Here is a 19,668-nt window from a genome sequence, read left to right as displayed (position 1 = left end):
AACAAATCGTTGCAATTGTACCTAAAATAGCCGCCTGAAGAACTGGGAAATCACGCCATGCGCGAAGAAATCCTCATCGTCGGCCAGGGACTGGCCGGCAGCCTGCTGGCCTGGCATCTTTTGCAGCGGGGAATGGCGGTGCGCATCGTCGATGCCGGCGGCGACAACGCCTCCCGCACCGCCGCCGGCCTGGTGACGCCGGTGACGGGCAGGCGCTGGGTGAAAACCCCGGCCTTCGAAACCTATCTGGCCGCAGCCCACCGCTGTTATCAGGCGCTGGAACGGCAGTTCGGGCAACGCTTCTGGGTCGAACGCCCCCGCCTGCGCCTGTACCTGAACCCGGGCGAACGGGAACAGGCCCGCCGCCGGTGGCAGGATCCCGCCTATGCCCCCTTTTTCGGCGACGAGATCGAGGCCGTCGGCAGCGGCCTCAAGGCCCCCCATGGCGGCGTCTGGCTGCGCCGGACCGCCCACCTGGAAACCGAGAAGCTGCTCGACTGCCTGCAACGCTGGTTCCGGCAACAGGGTATCCTTCATCATCAGCGCCTTGATCCCCGCAAGCCCGAAGCCGGCGCCCAAGTCGTCTTCTGCGAAGGCTGGCGGGTGATGCACAATCCGTGGTTCGACTGGCTGCCGTGGCAACCGAGCCGGGGGCAGATCCTCACCGTGACCGCCACCCCGCCGCTGCCCACCTTTCCCTGCCATTACGGCATCTGGTTCCAGCCCCGGGAGGAAGGGAAATGGCGCGTCGGAGCCAGCTACCGCTGGCAGCCGCTGACGGAAACGGTACGGGCGGAGGAAACCGCTGCCCTCCTCGGACGCCTGCGGGACTGTTTCGAGACGCCTCCGCAAATCGAAGTACTGGAGGTCCGCGCCGGCATCCGCCCCAACACCCTCGACCATCACCCCATCGTCGGCCGCCACCCGCAGCATCCCCGGGTTGCGCTCTGCAACGGCCTGGGCTCCAAGGGCAGCCTGCTGGCACCGCGCGTCACCCGCCTTTTGGCCGAGCACCTGTGCCATGACGCCCCTTTGCCGCCCGAAATCGATCTGCGCCGCTACCATGCACGTCTGCCTCACTGATCTGGCCCAACGCGCCATCGCCGCCCGTCTGCATCCCGGGGATGCCTCCATCGACGCCACCGCCGGCAACGGCCATGACACCCTGTTCCTGGCCCGCCGGGTGGGCGAAAACGGCCGGGTGCTGGCCTTCGACATCCAGCCCCAGGCCCTCCGGCAGGCCCGGGAGCGGCTCCGGCAGGCAGGGCTGACAGCCAGGGTGACCTGGCTCTGCCTGGGACACGAGCACATGGATCAGGCAGTGCCGGACGCTTGGCGCCCGCATCTGCGGGCGGTGATGTTCAACTTGGGCTACTTGCCCCGCGGCGACAAGCGCCTGACCACGACAGCCGCCACCACGACCGCGGCGCTGGAAAAGGCGCTGGCGCTGCTCGCCCCCGGCGGCCGCATCAGCCTCATCGCCTACACCGGCCACCCTGGCGGCCGCCAGGAATGCGAAACGGTCCGGGACTGGCTCTACCGCCAGCCGGCCGATCTGTTATCCTGGCGCACCGTGATTCCGCAAGGGCGCCGCAGACCGCCATGGCTGTTTCTCATCGACAAACGCTGACATTCCTCCTGAGCCTGCTGGTCCTGCTGACGGCAGGCTGCCAGTCGTTCCCGCCGCTTCTGAACGCCGGCCGGGAACCCCAGATCGGCCCCATCCACCGTCATCCCGACGGGGATGTAATCGGCCGGCTGGCCACCCTGCAGCTTCAACCCGGCGATACCCTGGCCGACGTCGCCCGCTACTTCGACATCGGCCTGCAGGCGATCCAGGACGCCAACCCCGGCATCGACCCCTGGGCCCCGGAAGCGGGCCGCGAGATCCTGCTGCCGCTGGCCTTCCTTCTGCCCGACGCCCCCCGCGAAGGCATCGTGGTCAACCTCGCCGCCATGCGGCTGTTTCACTTTTCCGCAGGCGAGCCGCAGACGGTGGCGACCTATCCGGTGGGCATCGGCCGGGCCGGCTGGAACACCCCCACAGGGCGTACCCGGATCGTGGAAAAAATCGCCCATCCGCGCTGGGTCGTGCCCGAATCCATCCGCCGCGAACACGCCCGCAAGGGCGATCCGCTGCCGAAAATCGTGCCGCCCGGCCCGGAGAACCCGCTGGGGAACCACGCCCTGCGTCTGGGATGGCGCAGTTATCTGATCCACGGAACCAACAAGCCTTACGGGGTCGGCCTGCGCATCAGTCACGGCTGCATCCGTCTCTATCCGGAGGACATCGCCCGCCTGTTTTCCCGTGTCGGCGAAGGAACGCCGGTGACGATCGTGGATCAGCCCTATCTGCTGGGCTGGCGCGGAAAGGAACTGTTGCTGGAAATCCACCGCCCCCTGTCCCAGGACCCCCGCACCCTGAGCGCCCTGTGGCGGGATCTGGAGCGGCGGCTGCGCCAGGCGCAAACACAGACCGGGCGCCCGATCGACTGGCGGCGGGTGGACCGCGCCGTGGCCGAGGCCCGCGGGATTCCGCTGCCGGTCCTGGCCGACGCCCCTCGCTGGGCCGATTATCTCGCCTCCCTGCCCCGGGTTTCCCACCCCGCCCGGTGGCGCTACGCCTACCAGCCGCCGCCGCTGCAGCCCGGCTGGTATCTGGTTCTCAAACCGCGCCCGCTTCTGGAAAGCCGCATCGTCACCGCGATCCTGCGCCACCAGGGGCCACCCTACCCGGCACGCTTCCTCGAGGGACGGGTGGTCGTCGGCCCCTACCCGGAAAAATCCCATGCCCGCCGCGCCCAACGGCGCCTGGCACAGGAACTGGAACTGGAAAGTCGGCTGCTGCCCCCGGCGGCGCTGGCAGCCAGCCGGCGATGAAAACGCCTCAGTCCAGCTCCAGACGGAAGACCTCGCCGTAGTGCGTGTCGCTGTCGAAGTTCTGCCACACCAGCGGCGGCTGGGGAATCGGCCTGGTCGGCAGCGGGAAGGTGACGACGTCCAGCACCCCGGTGAGCACCCGGCCGCCGGTATTGATCAGCCCCTGCACCGTCCCGCCGGCGATTCCGAAGAAAAAGTGGCTGCGGTTGTAATCGTTGATGATGCATTTGGGGATCTCTATCCAGGAGGTGGCGATATTGGCCAGGCCGATCCCCAGCTTGCGTCCCACCTTCTCACCGTAACTGTCTCCGGCTTGGGTTTGAGCTGCCAGACAGATCAGAACCACGCCCGCCAGGACGCGCCAGCGCTTCTTGTTCATCCATTCCTCTCCTAACCGGTTCTCTTCCCACCGCTGGCAAGCGGCACCTTTCTTAACCATAGGCCAAGCAGGCCCGTTTGCAAATGAAAACGCCCCCGGAACGGGGGCGCGCTCGAAGCGTTTTCAGGAAGACGCTCAGCCGGTCAGATTCTGGTTGGCGAACGACCAGTTCACCAGATTCCAGAAGTTTTCGACGTATTTGGGACGGGCGTTGCGATAGTCGATGTAGTAGGCGTGCTCCCAGACGTCGCAGGTCAGGATCGGCTTCTTGTTGTCGGTCATGGGATTGCCGGCATTCTGGGTCTGGACGATTTCCAGCTTGTCGCCGTTGAGCACCAGCCAGGCCCAGCCGGAACCGAACAGGGTCACCGCCGCCTTGGAGAAGGCTTCCTTGAAGGCGTCGAAGGAGCCGAAGTCACGGTCGATGGCGTCGGCGATCGCCCCGCTCGGCGCCCCGCCTGCGTTGGGTGCCAGGCTGTTCCAGTAGAAGGTGTGATTCCAGACCTGGGCAGCGTTGTTGAAGATCGGCCCGGATGCCTTGAGGATGATTTCCTCCAGGCTCATGTTTTCAAACTCGGTGCCCTGGATGAGGTTGTTGAGGTTGTCCACGTAGGCCTTGTGGTGCTTGCCGTAGTGGTATTCCAGGGTTTCCTTGGAGATGTAAGGCTCCAGGGCGTCCATCGGATACGGCAACGGGGGTAGTTCGTGTTTCATTGAGCGACTCCTTCTGATTGGGTTGTTCTTCACGTTCAGGAATTCCCCAGCGTGATGCTCGGAATCGCTTACTTTAGCACTGCCGTGCCCCCGAATAAAGCCGTCAGGCGACCGCCTGGCGCAGCATGCGATAGAGTTCGTCCTTCAGCTGCAGGCGGTGTCTCTTCAGAGTTTCGGCGTATTCATCCGACGCGGTTTCCACCTGCTGTTCGATCCGGCGGATCTGACGGTCAAGCTGGTGGTATTCGTCGAACAGGCGGGCAAAATGGCTGTTGGAAACCTTCAGCGCATGAATCTGGTCGCGAAATTCAGGAAACTCGTGGACCAGATCGTGGTGTTCACCAAGCATAGCATCTCCTTGGTTCAAAAAGGTTTGATGATACCGCATCAGCGGGATTCGAATTTTGCCCTGCGTCAAAATCGCGCCAACCCCCTCAGCCATTCCGCTAGAATTGAAAAACGGGCTTGCCAAAGCATTAGAGTTTAATAATAATTCAGAAAGTGACCCTGAACACAATCACGATGGAGGTTATGCCATGCCGGTATCCGACGAAGAAAAACGCGAAATTCTCGAATCCCCGCCCAAGGGCACCTGGGCGCTCATGCTCATCGTCGCGGCGGGCATGGCCGTCGCCTGGGTATTCCTGTATTTCGGCGTCTTCATCCCCCGCGGCTTCGTCCAGTGAGGTGAGCCATGCATATCGATCCGTTGGAGAAAAAATGGCTCTATATCGCCCTGGGGATGGTCGCCCTTTTTTTGGGCTCGATCTTCATCTCCCTCGCCGTGGGCATCAAACCGCCCAGCAACGTCGAGACCATCGATCCGGCCAGGCTGCACCTGAGTGAGGAGTTCGCCGAGGACAACCTGGGCGTCCACATCCAGCCGGACGGCCGTATCACAGTCATCATGGTGGCGGGCCGCTACGGTTTCTTTCCCCGCCACATCACCGTTCCGGCCGATACTCCCATCACCTTCCGCTGGGCCAGCATCGACGTGCTCCACGGGGTGCACATGCCCATGACCAACATGAGCACCATGGTGGTGCCCGGCTACGTGGCCGAGGTGACCACCACCTTCCCCAAGCCCGGGGACTATCCGATGCTGTGCAACGAATACTGCGGCCTCGGTCACGACTACATGTGGAGCAAGGTCACCGTAGTGGCCAGGCAGACCTGGGAAAAGCAGCACCCCAAGGGAGGTGAATCATGATCGATACCCAAAGCCGTAACCTGGCCCTGTGGAACTGGGTGGTTGCCTTCGCCGCCTTCCTGGTGGCCTGTTTTTTGGGCTTCTACCAGGTGGTGGAGCGCAGCGGCCTGTTCGACTTTCTCGAATCGGCCAAGGTCTATTTCGCTTCGGTCAGCACCCACGGGGTGCTGATGGCCTATGTCCTGACCACCTTCTTCATCATGGGCTTCGGCTATCTGACCGCCACCTCCAGCCTGAAACGGCCGCTGTGGCAGCCGGGCCTTGCCTGGAGCGGGTTTTTCGTCAGCCTGATCGGCACGGTTCTGGCGGCCATCCCGCTGCTGACCGACAAGGCTTCGGTGCTCTACACCTTCTATCCGCCGATCCAGGCCAGCGCCCTGTTCTACATCGGCGCCGCCCTGCTGGTGGTGGGTTCCTGGTTCTGGTGCGCCATCATGGTGGTGATGGCGGTGCAATGGCGGCGGGAGAATTCCGGCAAGGGGATGCCGCTGGCCATGTACGCCACCGTCGCCAACGCCCTGCTGTGGCTCTGGACCAGCGCCGGGGTGGCGATGGAGGTGGTGTTCCAGCTGATCCCCTGGGCCCTGGGCTGGAACGACACCCTCGATCCCGGTCTGGCGCGCACCCTGTTCGCCTGGACCCTGCACCCCATCGTCTATTTCTGGCTGATTCCGGCCTACATCGCCCTGTACTGTTTCGTCCCCAAGGAAGCCGGCGGCTATCTGTTCAGCGAGGAGATGGCAAAGTTCGCCTTTCTGGGGCTGCTGGTCTTCAGCCTGCCCATCGGCTTCCATCACCTCTACATGGACCCCGAACAGGGAGCCGGCTGGAAGCTGCTCCACGGCATCGGCACCTTCCTGGTGGCGGTGCCGACCCTGGTGACCGGCTTCACCGTGCTGGCGTCGCTGGAAATCGCCGGGCGCTTGGGCGGCGGCCGGGGCCTGTTCGGCTGGATCGGCAACCTGCCCTGGCGCAACCCGGTGGTGCTGGCGGCGATCCTGGCTCTCTTGATGTTGATCCTCGGCGGCTTCGGCGGCATCGTCAATGCCAGTTACGCCCTCAACGCCATGGTCCACAACACCGCCTGGGTGCCCGGCCATTTTCATCTGATCTTCGCCGGCACCACCGTGATCCTGTACTTCGCCATCGCCTATCACCTGTGGCCGAAGATCACCGGCAAGAAGCTGGTCTCCAATACCCTGGCGCTGACCCAACTGTGGACCTGGTTCGTGGGGATGACCCTGCTCAGCACCCCCTGGCACGTCCTCGGGCTGCTGGGGCAGCCGCGGCGCATCTCCAGCGTCACCTACAACAGCCTGCTGACCCTGGCCTGGCAGCCCTACGAGCTGTTCATGATCATGGGCGGAGCGGTGCTGCTGGGTTCGGCGGTGCTCTTCGGCGTCATCCTGTGGAAGACCTGGCGCAATACGGAAATCGAAACCGATCTCGAAATCGCCTACGCCGAGCCGATCCATCCGCCGGAGTCCCTGCCCGCCTGGGCGGAAAGCCTCAAGGCGTGGAATCTGGTAATCCTGGGACTGATGCTGATCAGCTTCGGCTGGCCTATCGCCCAGTTCTTCTTCCTGAAAACCTTCGAATCGCTGCCTTGGGGGTACTGACATGAACCGATGGATCGTTGGAGTGGGCACCCTGCTGCTGGCCACCGCCCTCCAAGCCGGCCCCTCGACCCAAATCGCCTGGACCGAGGAAACCCTGGAAACCGTCGAGAGCGGCAACCCTGAACGGGGCCGGGAACTGTCGCAACGTTGCGCCGGCTGTCACGGGGACAAAGGCATCAGTGCCAATCCGATCTTTCCCAACCTGGCCGGTCAGCTGGCGACCTATCTGTACCGGCAACTGCACGACTACAAGGACGGCAGCCGGGAAAACCCGATGATGCAGGCTTTCGCCGCCGGCCTGTCGGAACAGGACATGGCCGATCTGGCGGCGTTCTACAGCCGCCAGCCACCTGCCGAAGCGGCCGGCAAGGGCGGCGATTTCGCCGATGTCATGGCCCTGATCAATCACGGCGACAGCAAGCGCATCATTCCCCCCTGCCGGGTCTGCCACGGCGAACACGGTCAGGGGGAAATGATCGACACGCCACGCATCTCCGGCCAGTCGCAGGCTTACCTGGAACAGACCCTCAAGGCTTACAAGAGCGGCGCGCGCCACAACGACATCTACAGCCGCATGCGCCTGATCGCGCAGCAGCTCACCGACGCGGAAATCGAGCGGCTGGCATCCTACTATGCGGGCCTGGCACCGTAAGCTGATCCTGCTGCTGGCGCTCCTGGCCTTCGGGCCGGGGGCGCCGGCGGCCGCCAACGCCTGGGATCTGCCGCCGCTGGTCCTGCCCGACCTTCAGGGACGGCGCCACAGCCTCTACGACTGGCACGGCAAGGTCATCCTGCTCAACTTCTGGGCCAGCTGGTGCGGACCGTGCCTGACCGAGCTGCCCCATCTGGCCGAATTCCAGCGCCGTTACGGTTCCAGGGGGCTGCAGGTGATCGGCGTCGGCCTCGACAATCCCAGGAAACTGGCCAACGTGGCCCGCACCCTGGAAATACCCTATCCCGTCCTGCACAGCCCGGTGGAGCAGGCGACGGCGTTGCTGCAGCAATGGGGCGACCGGGCCGGGGTGTTGCCTTATACGGTGGTGATCGGTCGCGACGGCCGCCTCGTCTTCAGCCGGGTGGGCGTGTTCGACGAGGAAGCCTTCGCGGCGATCGTGGCCCCGCTGCTGGAGCCTTGAACCGGCGTCACTCGGTTTTGGCGGCGCCGGCCTCCTCCAGCATTTTCTTCAGCTCGCCGCTCTCGTACAGCTGCATCATGATGTCGCAGCCGCCCACCAGCTGGCCCTTGACGTACAGCTGCGGATAGGTGGGCCAGTTGGCATATTCCTTCAGGGCCTCGCGCAGCTCCGGATCCTCGAGGATGTTGACGTAGGCGTAGGGCACGCCGCAGGCGTTGAGGATTTCCACCGCCCGGCCGGAAAAGCCGCACTGGGGAAAGTCGGGGGTGCCTTTCATGTAAAGGATGACGGGATGGGACTTGAGTTGCGCTTCAATCCGCTCTTTGACGTCCATGGAAAAACCTCTGAAACTGACGATTAAAACCTGAGCGATTTTATCAGATTTGAGCCAGACACCGGAGGATGGGTTCCCCCTTCGGCCCTGCCGCCGTCACCGTCACCCGCCGCCCCTCCCCTTCGGGCGTCAGGCGCACCACCAGATCCGGCGGCGGCAGCACCCCCCGCCCCTTTTCCGCCCACTCGGCCAGCACGATCGTCTCCCCGTCCAGATAGTCGCGGACCCCCAGCCACTCCAGCTCCTCGGGATCGGCCAGGCGGTAGAGGTCGAGATGGACCACCCCGGGGTAGGTTTCCACCAGGGTGTAAGTCGGACTTTTGACCCGCCCCCGATAGCCGCGGTCGGAGAGCAGCGCCCGCACCAGGGTGGTCTTGCCCGCCCCCAGCGGCCCCTCCAAATAGACCACCACGCCGGCCTCGAGACAGCGGGCCAGGCGCTTGCCGAAGGCCGCGGTCGCCTCCGGATCGGGCAGAAATGCGCTCAGGCGTTGACCAGTCGTCGCAGCCACGGCATCAGATCTCCCGCCAGCATACCCCGCTGTCCTTCCCCGGCGGCGGCATCGGCGGCCGCTGCATGGAGACAGACGCCCATCTCCGCCGCCTGCGGCAGCGGCAGCTGTTGCGCCACCAGCCCGGCCAGGGTGCCGGTGAGGACGTCCCCCATGCCGCCGGAAGCCATACCGGGATTGCCCAGGGCGCAGACACCGGGAAGCTGACCGTTGCCGCCCACCAGCGTGCCGGCCCCCTTGAGCACGCAGATCCCGCCGTATTTCTCCGTGATCGCCGCCAGCGCGGCGAAACGGTCCTGCTGAATCTCCGCCGCAGTCGTCCCCAGCAGACGGGCGGCCTCACCGGGATGGGGGGTGAGCATCCAGTTCTCCCGCACCTTGGGATTCTGCGCCAGGAGATTGAGCGCGTCGGCATCGGCGATCATCGGCAACCCGCTGTCGCAGCACGCCTGCAGCAGGCTGCGGGCCCAGCCCGACTGCCCCAGCCCCGGACCGACGGCCACCACCGTGGCCCGGCCCAACAGGGTCTGCAGCTCGGTGGGGGTTTCCACCCCGTGGCACATAATCTCCGGGCGGTTGACATTGAGATAGGCGGCGTGGGAGGCCCGGGTCGCCACGGTCACCAGCCCGGCCCCGACCCGGGCGGCGGCCTCGGCCGCCATCCGCACCGCGCCGGTGAATCCGGCATCGCCGCCCACCACCAGCACGTGGCCGAAATGCCCCTTGTGGGCCGTGGCCCGGCGCGGCGGCAGCAGATTGCGGTAGTCCCGCCACAGTTGCGCCGCCGGCGGCTGGGATTCCAGCACCGCCTGCGGCACCGCCAGATCGGCATACCACACCGCACCGCTGCAGGCCGGCCCCTCGCCGGTGAACAGGCCGCACTTGAGGCCGATGAAGGTGACGGTGGCATCGGCCCGCACCGCACAGCCCATCACCGCGCCGGTGTCGGCGTTTAGACCGGAGGGAACGTCCACTGCCAGCACCCCGCCTGTAAACGCCTGCAACCACCCGATGGCGTCGGCGTAACGCCCGCTCACCTCGCGGTCGAGGCCGGTGCCGAGCAGGGCATCGACCGCCACGTCGAAACCTTCCCGCTGCGCCGGCAGGCCGGTCTCCACCCGACCGCCCGCCTCCCTGTAGGCCTCGAACGCCCGCCGGGCGTCGCCCTGGAGGCCGTCCGGCGGGCTCAGGGCGAACACGGTCGCCTCGATGCCGTGGTCGAGGGCCTGGCGGGCGACCACATAGCCGTCACCGCCGTTGTTGCCGCCGCCGCACAGTACGGCGATACGCCGCGCCTCGGGCCAATGCCGGCGCAACACCTGGAAGGCCGCAGCACCGGCCCGCTGCATCAGCACCCAGCCGGGAATGCCCAGCGTGTCGATGGCATACCGATCCATGGCGCGGACCTGCGCGGCCCGATACAATGCTTGCGGTAGATCCTGGGTTACAATCGTCATTCACCTGCTCCCTGTTTTCCTTCCCGCCACCATTGTCCGGCAAATCCGCCTGTTGTCCAAATGCCTTGCGACATCGACCTGAAACGACTGGCCGGGGACATCAAAACCTGGGGCCGGGAACTGGGGTTTCAGGCCGTCGGCATCACCGACACCGACCTGGGCGCGGCAGAGGCCGATTTCAACGCCTGGCTGGCGGCCGGTTTCCACGGGGAGATGGACTACATGGCCCGCCACGGCCGCAAGCGCACCCGCCCGGCGGAACTGGTGCCGGGCACGGTGCGGGTGATCTCCGCGCGCATGGACTACCTGCCCCAGCCCCACGACGCCCTATGGGAAAACCTGCGCAATACCCACCGCGCCTACATCGCCCGCTACGCCCTGGGACGCGACTACCACAAACTGATCCGCAAGCGCCTGCAGCAGCTGGCCCGGCGCATCGAACAGGAAATCGGCCCTTTCGGTTACCGGGTCTTCTGCGACAGCGCCCCGGTGCTGGAAAAACCCTTGGCGCAGAAGGCCGGCCTCGGCTGGCAGGGCAAGCATACCAACCTGATCGCCTTCAGGCAGGGGTCCTGGTTCTTCCTGGGAGAAATCTACACCGACCTGCCGCTTCCGGTCGATCCGCCGCAGGAGAAAAGCCACTGCGGCAGCTGCCGCGCCTGTATCGACATCTGTCCCACCGGCGCCATCGTCGCCCCCTACCGGCTCGACGCCCGCCGCTGCATCTCCTACCTCACCATCGAGCTGCACGGACCGATCCCGGAGGCACTGCGCCCCCTGATCGGCAACCGTATCTACGGCTGCGACGACTGCCAGCTGGTCTGCCCCTGGAACCGCCGCGCCCGGCCGACGGCGGAGGCCGATTTCCTCCCCCGCCACCGCCTCGACCGGGCCACCCTGACCGAACTGTTCGCCTGGGACGAAACCACGTTCCTGCACAAGACCGAGGGCTCGGCCATCCGCCGCCTGGGCCACGAACGCTGGCTCCGCAACCTCGCCGTCGCGATGGGAAACGCTCCCACCGGCCCGGAAATCGTCACCGCCCTTAAAGCCCGCCTGGACCACCCCTCCCCCCTGGTGCGCGAGCACGTCCGCTGGGCGCTGGCGCGCCACCACCAAATCGGCAACGCCTAACCGGGAACGATGCAGGGGGTAGTCCATCCGGGTGTGTCGGCGGCCTGGACGGCCGCCGTCAAGCCTACAGGGATGTATTCACGGCGTCCCCCGGATGGACTACCCCCTGCATCCACTGCTAGGACTTGAAAGGCGAAATCCGCGCCACCACCGCATCGCCCCGGAGCCGGTGCAACAGCGCCATGCCCACATGGCCGAACCAGTAAATCCACACGCCGCTGCCGCACGCCTCGTGCAGCTCGCTCAGGAACTCGAAGCGCTCCGGCAGTTCCCCCTCCGGGGGCAACAACAGGAAGATGACAAAGCCGCTGGCCCCCTGCAGGGTCACCAGCCCCAGGCCCACACCCTCCACCAGTCCCGGCAGGCCGGGCTGCGGTCCGCCTTCCGGCAGACGCCCCCGCAGCAGGCCGGAAAGCTCCCGCCAGACCGCCTGCCGCCCCTGCCGGTCCCAGGGAAACAGATGCCGCCAGCCGCCGTCGTGGCCGCTCAACACCCAGCCCCAATGCAGCAGGGCGAGGGCGAAGGCGGTCAGGCCGAACAGCTCGTGGGCCATGAAGGCCCAGGCCTCCAGCCCCTCGGCCTCGCCCGGCTCCTCCATGACCAGGCTGAGAAACAGTTGCAGGGTGACCGCAAGCGCCAGGCCAAAGTGCAGCCAGCGCAGGGTCGGGGACCAGACATTTTCTTTGTTGTTGGACATGTTTATTTCCTCAATGGGACCTGAAAAAAACCGATTTTTTGGACTATGTTTTTATTCGAGGCGTAGCACCGCGACGTTCACCTGCCCCCACCCCGCAGGCGTTTTCCTCCCTTCTGCCCCCATTGCCGCAGAACCATATTACCTGATTCAGCAACGTTACCCCTTTGTGGAGGACAACCATGAAGCACCTGATCGAGAAACTTTCCTTAGGAAAACAGATGGGGCTGATGGTCAGCGTCAGCATCCTCGGCATCGGCCTGATGGCCGCCAACAACTTGCGCCTTTCCGGCGGCGCTGATGCCGGCGAAATCCTCGCCACCGCCCTCGGCATCAGCGTGGTGCTGCTGTGGCTGGCCGTTTACCTCGGCCGTCACGCCAGCGAGCGGGCCGAACGCATCGTCAAGGCGGTCAAGGCCTTGGCCTACGGTGACTTCACCACCACCCCCGATCTCCCCGGAAACGACGAATTTTCCTGGATGGCCAATGAATACGGCCGTGCCTGCACCCGGGTCAACCGCGCCATGGCGGAAATCCAGCAGCACGCCCAGGAACTGGCGGCGGCCGCCGAGGAGCTGGCCACCATCACCACCCAGACCCGCCAGCAGGTGACCGGTCAGAACGACCAGACCACCCAGCTGGCCAGCGCCATGACGGAAATGACCACCACCATCCAGGACATTGCCCAGGAAATTACCGCCACCGCGGCAGACTCCGAGGAAACCGACCGCCTGGCCCACAGCGGTTTTGCCGAGTTCGAGCGCACCCTGGACAGCATCGGCGACCTGACCCGCCGCACCGCCGAGATCGCCACCGTCATCGACCGCCTCAAGGCCGACAGCACCGCCATCGAGGGGGTGCTGGAGGTGATCCAGGGCATCGCCGAACAGACCAACCTACTGGCCCTCAACGCCGCCATCGAGGCCGCCCGTGCCGGCGAACAGGGCCGGGGGTTCGCGGTGGTGTCCGACGAAGTCCGCACCCTGGCGAGCCTGACCCAGGAATCGACCCGAGAGATCCAGGACATGATCGAACGCCTGCAACTTGCCGCCGACGATGCCGTCAAAGCCATCCAAGCCGGCAAGACCGAAGAGGAGGCCAGCAGCGAGCAGGCGCGCCAAGCCGGCGACAGCCTCAAGGAAATCCTGGCCTCGGTGGACCGCATCTCCCAGCGCTGCGGCCAGATCGCCGCGGCGGCGGAACAGCAGAGCGTGACCGTGGAAGAGATCAACCGTAACGTCATCACCATCAACGACCTCACCCACGACGTCGCCGGCGGCGCCGAGCAGACCGCCGGCGCCGGCGAGCAGCTGGCGCGGCTGGCGGCCCAGTTGCAGGCGCTGGTGGGACGTTTTAAAGTAGCGGCCTGATTCGATACCGAATTTCCGGAAAGCCCCCGCCCCGCTTTCCTGTCTTTCCCGATGCCCCGCCCCCGCATCAGCCGTTCTCCAGACCGACTTACTTTAAGAATTCCGGTGCAGTGCCGCCCGGATTCTGTGCCGGAGACCGAGATGCTGGAAATGAAATCGTTCGAACGCCATCCCAAGATGGAAATACCCAACGCCGAGGAAATCCGTCAGCGCAAGGACTTTCTGGAATTCACCGCCAAAGATCAGGCGCTGCTGCGGCGCTACCGCCACCGTCTGCCGCCCTGCGCCCACACCTTCGTGCGCGCTTTCTACCGCCACCTGGGCCGCTTCCCGCCGCTCAAGCAGCTATTGTCCGATCCGGCCCGGCTGCAGCGCCTGCGCGCCAGCCAGCAGCGCTATTTCCGCATCCTGTTGCAGGATCGCTGCAACGCCGCCTACATCCACGACCGCCTCCGCATCGGCGAGGTCCACCACCGCATCGGCCTGGACCTGAAGTGGTACACCGGCGTCTACGCCCACTATCTCATCCACCTGCTGCCGCGGCTGTGGCGCGATGCCGACCTCGATGACGGAACCCGCGAAGCCCTCACCGCCGCTTTGATCCGCAAGGTCTTCTTCGACATGGGCCTGGGAATCGACACCTACGTGGAAGCGGACCGCCACCACATCGCACAACTCAAAACCTTCGCCGAGCGCGTCATCACCGACGCCCCCTGCGGGCTGGCGGTCACCGATTCCCGCCTGCGTATCCTCAGCGCCAATCCGCAATTCGCCGCACTGTGCGGGACGGAAAGCCTCGCACCGGGAACGCGGCTCACGGACCTGCTGCCGGTTCCGGGTCTGGAAGCGTTGTGCGCCGATCTGCTGCTGGCCCAGAAACACCATGAACTGCGCTTCGAACACGCCGGGCGGCTGTTGCAGATGGAAATCGCACCCATCGATCTGGGCGATCTGGTCGCCGGCAGCGAGCATTACGGTTTGATCTTCAGCCTCAAGGATCTGACCGAGCAGACCGCACTGGAAACCCTCAGCCAGCAGCGCGGCGCCCACCTCAAAGCGGTCCTGGACAACATCCCCGATGGCATTTTGGTATTCCGCGGCGACGGCACGGTAGCATCCTGGAATCCGGCGGCCGAAACCCTGCTGGGCTACCGTGGCGAGGAACTGCAGGGCTGCGACATCGGCAAACTGCTGCTGCAACAGCGCTACCGGCCTCTGTTCGCCCACCAGCTGCTGCAACACCTGTGGCGGGAACGGAAACAGCACCTGGAAGCCTTCGGCCAGCGCCGCGACGGGGCGCTGGTGCCGCTGGAGATCGCCGTGGACCGCATCCTCAGCAGCGACCCGCCCCTGTATCTGGCGGTGCTCCACGACCTCAGCGAGCGCAAACAGGCCGAGGCCGACCTTGAGCGCCTGGCCCACTACGATCCCCTCACCCAGCTGCCCAACCGGGCCCTGTACCTGGACCGGCTGCGCCTCGAACTGGTGCGGGCCCGCCGCCACCCGCACCATCTGGCGGTGATGTTCCTGGATGTGGACGACTTCAAGAAGATCAACGATAGCCTCGGCCAGCTGGCGGGCGACAAGCTGCTGCAGGAAGTGGCTCAGCGCCTGTGCCACACCCTCAGGGAGAGCGACACCGTGGCCCGCTTCGGCGGCGACGAGTTCACCCTCATCGTCACCGACCTCGATGACGCCGAGGCCTGGCGTCCCATCGCCGCCAAGCTCCTGGAAGCCTTGCAGCAGCCGTTCCGGCTCGACGGCCGGGAACTGTTCGTCCGCGCCAGTATCGGCGTGAGCCTGTTTCCGGAAAACGGCGCCGATCCCCACACCCTGCTGCGCCACGCCGATACCGCCATGTACCGGGCCAAGTTCGAGGGCCGCAACCGGGTCTGCCGTTACGACCCGGCCATGGAGGCCGAGGCCGATGCCCGGATTACCCTGGAAAGCGAGCTGCACCGCGCCCTGGAACGGGGCGAGCTGAGCCTGGTCTATCAACCCCAGGTGGAAGCCGCCGGCCGCCGCATCGCCGGCTGTGAGGTGCTGCTGCGCTGGCACAATGCCAAGCTGGGGACCGTGGCGCCTCCGCGCTTCATCCCGGTACTGGAAAGCCTCGGGCTGATCGGCGCGGTGGGGGAATGGATTCTGCAGACCGCTCTGCACCATGCCAAGCAGTGGCGGCAACGCTGCGGCGAGCTGCAGCTGGCGGTCAACGTTTCCAGCGTCCAGCTGAAGGATGCCAATTTCGCCGCCACCGTGCTGGCGCTGCTGCAGCGCACCGGCTTCCCTCCCCGGGCCCTGGAGCTGGAGATCACCGAATCCACCCTGATGGAATGCGGCGAGACGACGCTGGCCAACATCGACCGCCTCAAGCGCGGCGGCGTGCGGCTGGCGATCGACGACTTCGGCACCGGCTATTCCTCCCTCAGCTATCTGCACCAGTTCCCCTTCGACACCCTCAAGATCGACCGCAGCTTCGTCCAGAACCTGCACCACAACCGCAACCGGGAACTGGCCCGTCACATCATCAGCCTCGGCCACACCCTCAGGCTCGACGTTGTGGCCGAGGGGGTGGAAACCGAAGCCCAGCAGGAGATTCTCAGGAAACTGGAATGCGATCTGCTGCAGGGGTATCTGTTCTACCGGCCCCTGCCGGCGGCGCAGTTCGAGGCCGCACTGCGGCAACGGGGCTGAGGCGAATCAGCGCTGGCTTTTGGCACTGCGATGGTCTTCGAGAAAGCTGTTGATGGCCTCGGTCAGCTGCACCACCTGGGCGGCCAGCTCCCGCACATTGCAGCGGTGGTGGCGGGCACGCTGGCGCAGGCGTTCGTAAGCGACGTGGCGGGAGAGGCGGAAACGCTCCATGAGCACGCCGACGGCAACGTTGATCTCGCGGTTGCGTTGCAGAGCCTGCTGCAGCTTCGCCTCCCGTTCCCGCAGCGCCGCCAGATCGTGGGCCCGGTGGATGGCGAGCTCCAGCGCCGGCACCAGATCCTGAATGTTGCACGGCTTGGTCAGGTAACCCAGCCCGCCGGCCGCAGCGGCCGCCTCGATGGCGTCGCGGTCGTCATAGGCGGACAGAAACAGGCTGGCGATACCGAATTCTTCCTGCAGACGCCGGGCCAGGGCGGGACCGTCGATCCCCGGCATGCGCACGTCCACCAGGGCCAGATCCGGCCGCTGCCGCCTCACCCGTGCCAGCGCCTCCTCGGCATTGGCCGCCTCCATCACCTCGTAGCCGAGCTTCCCCAGCCCCTGGGACAGGGTGGAGAGGATGAGGCGATCATCGTCCACCACCAGGATCTTTCGCCGTGTCTTTTCCGTCATTACCTTACTTTGCCAGCGGTTGAAATGGATCATTATGAGTAAAGCGATCTCCGATGCCAAGCACGCGTTTACGACCTGCGGTTGTTACGATGCCGATCTCATCGGCGTCCTCCATCTCAATGACGCGGGGGTGATCGAAGCGGCCAACACTTACGTCCGTAAACTGCTGGGAATAGCCGGCGAACAGCTGTGCGGCCGCCGCTGGCAGGATCTGTGCCGGGCGGAAGAATATCACGCGGTCTGCGACTGGTGGCGGCAGCTGCTGCAGGAAGGCAAGGCCACGGCGCTGGAGGTTTGCCTGCAGCGCGCCGGCGGACCGCCCTGTCCCGTCCTGGTTTCCGGTCGCAGGAACGGCCCCGGCCGAGTGATGCTGCTGGTGCTCGACATCAGCCGGCAACGGGCCAGGGAAGCCGAGGTGCTGGAGCGCGAACGCCGCCAGCGCAACCTGTTGATCCGGGAGGTCCACCACCGGATCAAGAACAACCTCCAGGGCATCGTCGGCCTGCTGCAGAATCAGCTGCTCGAGCATCCGGAACTGGCGCCGTTTCTGGAAATCCCGATCCGCCAGATCAATTCCATCACCCTCACCTACGGTCTGCGCAGTTGCCAGGATGACGACAAAATCTACCTCTGCGACCTGGTGCGGGTGGCGGCCCGGGCCAGCGACCGCACCCATCCGATCCCCCTGACGCTGGACGTGCCCCGGTACTGCAACATCGTGGTCAACGACAACGATGCGGTTGCCATCGCCCTGGTCCTCAACGAACTCCTGTTCAACGCCGCCAAACATGGCCACACGTCCGCCCCGCGGATTTCCCTGCATCTGCGCCGCAGCAGCGAGGAAGCCGTCGTCACCGTCCGCAACCGCTACCAAGGGCCGCGGCTGAAAGCGGATCTCAACCGTCCCGAAACCCTGAGTACCGGCCTGCAGCTGGTCCAGGGCCTGCTTCCCAAGGATGGCAGCGCGCAGCTGCGCCTGTTCCAGCAGGACGACGAGGTGATCGCCGAGCTGCGGCTGCGGCCGCCGGTGGTGAAACTGGTCACTTCAGCAAGGCAGCCGCCGCCTCCGGCGCCAGCGGCCGGCTGAAGAAATAGCCCTGCAGCAGATCGCAGCCTTCGCGGACCAGAAAATCCCGCTGCACTTCCGTCTCGACGCCTTCGGCGACGATCTCCAGTCCCAGGGCATGGCCCATGGCGACGATGGTGCGGACGATGATTTCGTCGTTGCGGTCGGCCGGAATGTCGCGCACGAAGGAACGATCGATCTTGAGACGGTCGATGGGCATGCGTTTGAGTTGCGCCAGGGAGGAATGGCCGGTGCCGAAGTCATCCATCGCCACCGTGACCCGCTCTTCCCGCAGCAGTGCCAGTTCTTCCAGCGCCTGGCTGTCACTGTCCATCAGCAGGCTTTCGGTCACTTCCAGCTCCAGCCGCGCCGGCGGGAATCCCCAGCGCCGCAGCCGGGTCAGCAAGGCTGCGGCATAACCGCTTTGCAGCTGCCTGACTGACACGTTCAGGGCCAGCCGGAAGGGTGCGGCGCCCTGCCGCCACCAGTCCAGGCACTGACGGCAGGCGGTTTCCAGCACCCAGTCCCCGATCTCGCCGATCCAGCCGGTTTCTTCGGCCAGGGGGATGAAGTCCAGCGGTGGAATCCAGCCTTTGTGCGGATGCTGCCAGCGGATCAGGGTTTCGAAACCGACGATGTAACCTGTGGGGGTGAACAAGGGTTGATAGGCCAGGCGGAATTCGTCTTCGGCGAGCGCCCGGTGGATGTCCTCCACCAGCGCGGTGCGGGCCTCGATCCTGGCCGCAAGCTCCCGGCGGTAATGGATGTAACGCCCACGCCCCTGGGCCTTGGCCTCGTAGAGGGCGAGATCGGCCTGCTTGTAAAGGGTGGTGAAATCCTCTCCGTCCCCGGGAAACAGGCTGATGCCAATGCTGGCCGACAGACGGTACTGGCGTCCCTGGACCGTCATCGGCAATTTGATGGCCTCCAGGACCCGGGCGGCGAAACGATGGACTTGCAAAGGATCGGTCACCGCCGGCAGCAGAAGCACGAATTCGTCGCCGCCGAGCCGGGCGATTGCGGTTTCGTCCTCGACCAGGGCGCGCAGGCTGTCGGCCACCTGGCGCAGCACGGCATCGCCGGCCCAGTGCCCGAGGGTTTCGTTGATGTCCTTGAAGTGATCGAGATCGATGAACAGCAATGCCACCTGTTCGTTCCGGCGCCGTGCCCGTTGGACGGCGGCCTGAAGATTCCGCTCGAACAGCCGCCGGTTGGGCAGAGCGGTCACACTGTCGTAATGGGCCAGCCGCCACAGGCGCCGCTGCTCGCGCTCGCGCCGGAGGACGATACCCGCCAGATAGGCGGCGGTTTCCAGCAGCAGGCGGTGGAATTCGCTGGGCTTACGCTTCTCGAAGCTCGACAGCGCCATGGAACCGACCACCTCGCCGCCGATACGGATCGGCATGGACCAGCAGGCGCGCAGATTGAATTCCTCGGCGAAACGGCGGAAATCCTCCGAGGACCAGCGGGGATCGACCCGGGTGTCGCACACGAACTGGGGCTCTCCCTTGAACACCGCGGTACCGCAGGAGCCGGCCCGTTCCCCGGGCACCAGGCCGTTCAGGGCTTCTATGGCTTCCTGGGGAATGCTGGGGGCGGCGCGCACTTGCAGGCTTTCGCGGCGTTCGTCGTAGAGCATGACCGAGGCCACCGCGTTAGGCAACAGGGCTTCGGCACTGCGGCACAGCAGTTCCAAAGACTTCTGGGCATCGTCGTTCTGGACGATCTCCGCCAGCACATCGCGCTGCAGGCGCAGCAGGTGGTTGGCCTGCTCCGGAGTCAGGGAAACCGTCAGGCCCGAGGGTTGGGGGGCCGGAATGGAATAAAGATCGGCCAT

General features: G+C 65.5%; 21 protein-coding genes. 12 read left to right on the top strand and 9 right to left on the bottom strand.

Features of this window, described 5'->3' with window-relative positions; genetic code table 11:
- The first annotated feature begins 57 nt into the window (after positions 1 to 57).
- From MCIT9_RS07140 to MCIT9_RS07130, 3 genes are read left to right on the top strand one after another with little or no spacing between them, the layout of a single operon-like run.
- Positions 58 to 1,083 (top strand): NAD(P)/FAD-dependent oxidoreductase, encoded by a 1,026-nt coding sequence (locus MCIT9_RS07140; RefSeq protein WP_317704231.1) that lies wholly within the window; start codon positions 58 to 60, stop codon positions 1,081 to 1,083.
- Positions 1,064 to 1,630 (top strand): tRNA 5-(aminomethyl)-2-thiouridylate-methyltransferase MnmM, encoded by a 567-nt coding sequence (gene mnmM, locus MCIT9_RS07135; protein ID WP_317704230.1) that lies wholly within the window; start codon positions 1,064 to 1,066, stop codon positions 1,628 to 1,630. Before MCIT9_RS07140 ends, mnmM begins: the two co-directional genes overlap by 20 nt.
- The gene (locus tag MCIT9_RS07130) at positions 1,603 to 2,880 is read left to right on the top strand and encodes a L,D-transpeptidase family protein (RefSeq protein ID WP_317704229.1); all 1,278 of its coding nucleotides are present in this window, start codon (positions 1,603 to 1,605) and stop codon (positions 2,878 to 2,880) included. Before mnmM ends, MCIT9_RS07130 begins: the two co-directional genes overlap by 28 nt.
- 7 nt (positions 2,881 to 2,887) lie before the next feature.
- Here the strand turns inward: MCIT9_RS07130 and MCIT9_RS07125 are convergent, their stop codons facing one another.
- The 3 genes from MCIT9_RS07125 to MCIT9_RS07115 all read right to left on the bottom strand — a co-directional run bounded on the left by MCIT9_RS07125 (position 2,888) and on the right by MCIT9_RS07115 (position 4,415).
- Complete coding sequence (locus tag MCIT9_RS07125; RefSeq protein WP_317704228.1) at positions 2,888 to 3,259, bottom strand: exosortase system-associated protein, TIGR04073 family; 372 nt, start codon at positions 3,257 to 3,259, stop codon at positions 2,888 to 2,890.
- Positions 3,260 to 3,394: 135 nt separating this feature from the next.
- On the bottom strand, positions 3,395 to 3,973 hold the full coding sequence (locus tag MCIT9_RS07120; protein ID WP_317704227.1) for a superoxide dismutase: 579 nt from the start codon (positions 3,971 to 3,973) through the stop codon (positions 3,395 to 3,397).
- A 103-nt stretch (positions 3,974 to 4,076) separates the two neighbouring features.
- Positions 4,077 to 4,415, bottom strand: coding sequence for an HP1242/YdcH family protein (locus tag MCIT9_RS07115; RefSeq protein ID WP_317704226.1), 339 nt, complete (start codon positions 4,413 to 4,415; stop codon positions 4,077 to 4,079).
- A gap of 94 nt (positions 4,416 to 4,509) precedes the next feature.
- Between MCIT9_RS07115 and MCIT9_RS07110 the strand changes: the two genes are divergently transcribed.
- Genes MCIT9_RS07110 through MCIT9_RS07090 form a run of 5 tightly spaced genes read left to right on the top strand, consistent with a single transcriptional unit; the run spans position 4,510 to position 7,938 of the window.
- A complete protein-coding gene (locus MCIT9_RS07110; RefSeq protein ID WP_317704225.1) occupies positions 4,510 to 4,659 on the top strand; it encodes a hypothetical protein in 150 nt (49 codons plus the stop codon).
- A gap of 8 nt (positions 4,660 to 4,667) precedes the next feature.
- The gene (locus tag MCIT9_RS07105) at positions 4,668 to 5,183 is read left to right on the top strand and encodes a cupredoxin domain-containing protein (RefSeq protein ID WP_317704224.1); all 516 of its coding nucleotides are present in this window, start codon (positions 4,668 to 4,670) and stop codon (positions 5,181 to 5,183) included.
- Positions 5,180 to 6,802: a cbb3-type cytochrome c oxidase subunit I gene (locus tag MCIT9_RS07100; protein ID WP_317704223.1), complete on the top strand. Its 1,623-nt coding sequence runs from the start codon at positions 5,180 to 5,182 to the stop codon at positions 6,800 to 6,802. Before MCIT9_RS07105 ends, MCIT9_RS07100 begins: the two co-directional genes overlap by 4 nt.
- Before the next feature lies 1 nt (position 6,803).
- The gene (locus tag MCIT9_RS07095; protein WP_317704222.1) at positions 6,804 to 7,454 is read left to right on the top strand and encodes a c-type cytochrome; all 651 of its coding nucleotides are present in this window, start codon (positions 6,804 to 6,806) and stop codon (positions 7,452 to 7,454) included.
- On the top strand, positions 7,435 to 7,938 hold the full coding sequence (locus MCIT9_RS07090) for a TlpA family protein disulfide reductase (RefSeq protein WP_317704221.1): 504 nt from the start codon (positions 7,435 to 7,437) through the stop codon (positions 7,936 to 7,938). The genes MCIT9_RS07095 and MCIT9_RS07090 overlap by 20 nt, the downstream gene beginning before the upstream one ends.
- Before the next feature lie 7 nt (positions 7,939 to 7,945).
- Here the strand turns inward: MCIT9_RS07090 and grxD are convergent, their stop codons facing one another.
- From grxD to MCIT9_RS07075, 3 genes are read right to left on the bottom strand one after another with little or no spacing between them, the layout of a single operon-like run.
- Complete coding sequence (gene grxD / locus MCIT9_RS07085; RefSeq protein ID WP_317704220.1) at positions 7,946 to 8,272, bottom strand: Grx4 family monothiol glutaredoxin; 327 nt, start codon at positions 8,270 to 8,272, stop codon at positions 7,946 to 7,948.
- 43 nt (positions 8,273 to 8,315) lie between these two features.
- Positions 8,316 to 8,783: a tRNA (adenosine(37)-N6)-threonylcarbamoyltransferase complex ATPase subunit type 1 TsaE gene (gene tsaE / locus MCIT9_RS07080; RefSeq protein WP_317704219.1), complete on the bottom strand. Its 468-nt coding sequence runs from the start codon at positions 8,781 to 8,783 to the stop codon at positions 8,316 to 8,318.
- Entirely contained in the window at positions 8,756 to 10,240 is a 1,485-nt protein-coding gene (locus MCIT9_RS07075) for an NAD(P)H-hydrate dehydratase (protein WP_317704218.1), read from the bottom strand. Before MCIT9_RS07075 ends, tsaE begins: the two co-directional genes overlap by 28 nt.
- A gap of 60 nt (positions 10,241 to 10,300) precedes the next feature.
- Here MCIT9_RS07075 and queG point away from each other — a divergent pair, with 60 nt between their 5' ends.
- Positions 10,301 to 11,374, top strand: a complete 1,074-nt coding sequence (queG, locus tag MCIT9_RS07070; protein ID WP_317704217.1) for a tRNA epoxyqueuosine(34) reductase QueG — start codon at positions 10,301 to 10,303, stop codon at positions 11,372 to 11,374.
- 118 nt (positions 11,375 to 11,492) lie between these two features.
- Here the strand turns inward: queG and MCIT9_RS07065 are convergent, their stop codons facing one another.
- Positions 11,493 to 12,071 carry a cytochrome b/b6 domain-containing protein gene (locus tag MCIT9_RS07065; RefSeq protein ID WP_317704216.1) on the bottom strand — a complete coding sequence of 193 codons (579 nt, stop codon included), beginning with the start codon at positions 12,069 to 12,071 and terminating at the stop codon, positions 11,493 to 11,495.
- Between the two features lie 179 nt (positions 12,072 to 12,250).
- On the opposite strand from MCIT9_RS07065, the gene MCIT9_RS07060 reads away from it, so the two are divergent.
- Positions 12,251 to 13,438: a methyl-accepting chemotaxis protein gene (locus MCIT9_RS07060; RefSeq protein ID WP_317704215.1), complete on the top strand. Its 1,188-nt coding sequence runs from the start codon at positions 12,251 to 12,253 to the stop codon at positions 13,436 to 13,438.
- Between the two features lie 141 nt (positions 13,439 to 13,579).
- A complete protein-coding gene (locus tag MCIT9_RS07055) occupies positions 13,580 to 16,132 on the top strand; it encodes an EAL domain-containing protein (RefSeq protein WP_317704214.1) in 2,553 nt (850 codons plus the stop codon).
- 6 nt (positions 16,133 to 16,138) lie between these two features.
- On the opposite strand, the gene MCIT9_RS07050 is transcribed toward MCIT9_RS07055, so the two are convergent.
- Positions 16,139 to 16,765 carry an ANTAR domain-containing response regulator gene (locus tag MCIT9_RS07050; protein ID WP_317704213.1) on the bottom strand — a complete coding sequence of 209 codons (627 nt, stop codon included), beginning with the start codon at positions 16,763 to 16,765 and terminating at the stop codon, positions 16,139 to 16,141.
- Positions 16,766 to 16,799: 34 nt separating this feature from the next.
- On the opposite strand from MCIT9_RS07050, the gene MCIT9_RS07045 reads away from it, so the two are divergent.
- Positions 16,800 to 17,852 carry a PAS domain-containing sensor histidine kinase gene (locus MCIT9_RS07045; RefSeq protein ID WP_317704212.1) on the top strand — a complete coding sequence of 351 codons (1,053 nt, stop codon included), beginning with the start codon at positions 16,800 to 16,802 and terminating at the stop codon, positions 17,850 to 17,852.
- Here MCIT9_RS07045 and MCIT9_RS07040 read toward each other — a convergent pair.
- Positions 17,806 to 19,668, bottom strand: coding sequence for a bifunctional diguanylate cyclase/phosphodiesterase (locus MCIT9_RS07040; RefSeq protein WP_317704211.1), 1,863 nt, complete (start codon positions 19,666 to 19,668; stop codon positions 17,806 to 17,808). The genes MCIT9_RS07045 and MCIT9_RS07040 overlap by 47 nt on opposite strands.

This window comes from Methylomarinovum caldicuralii, assembly GCF_033126985.1.
Classification (GTDB): Bacteria; Pseudomonadota; Gammaproteobacteria; order Methylococcales; family Methylothermaceae; genus Methylohalobius; species Methylohalobius caldicuralii.
The sequence above is the reverse complement of the archived record's forward strand: the minus strand, read 5'-3'. Positions and strand labels throughout refer to the sequence as shown.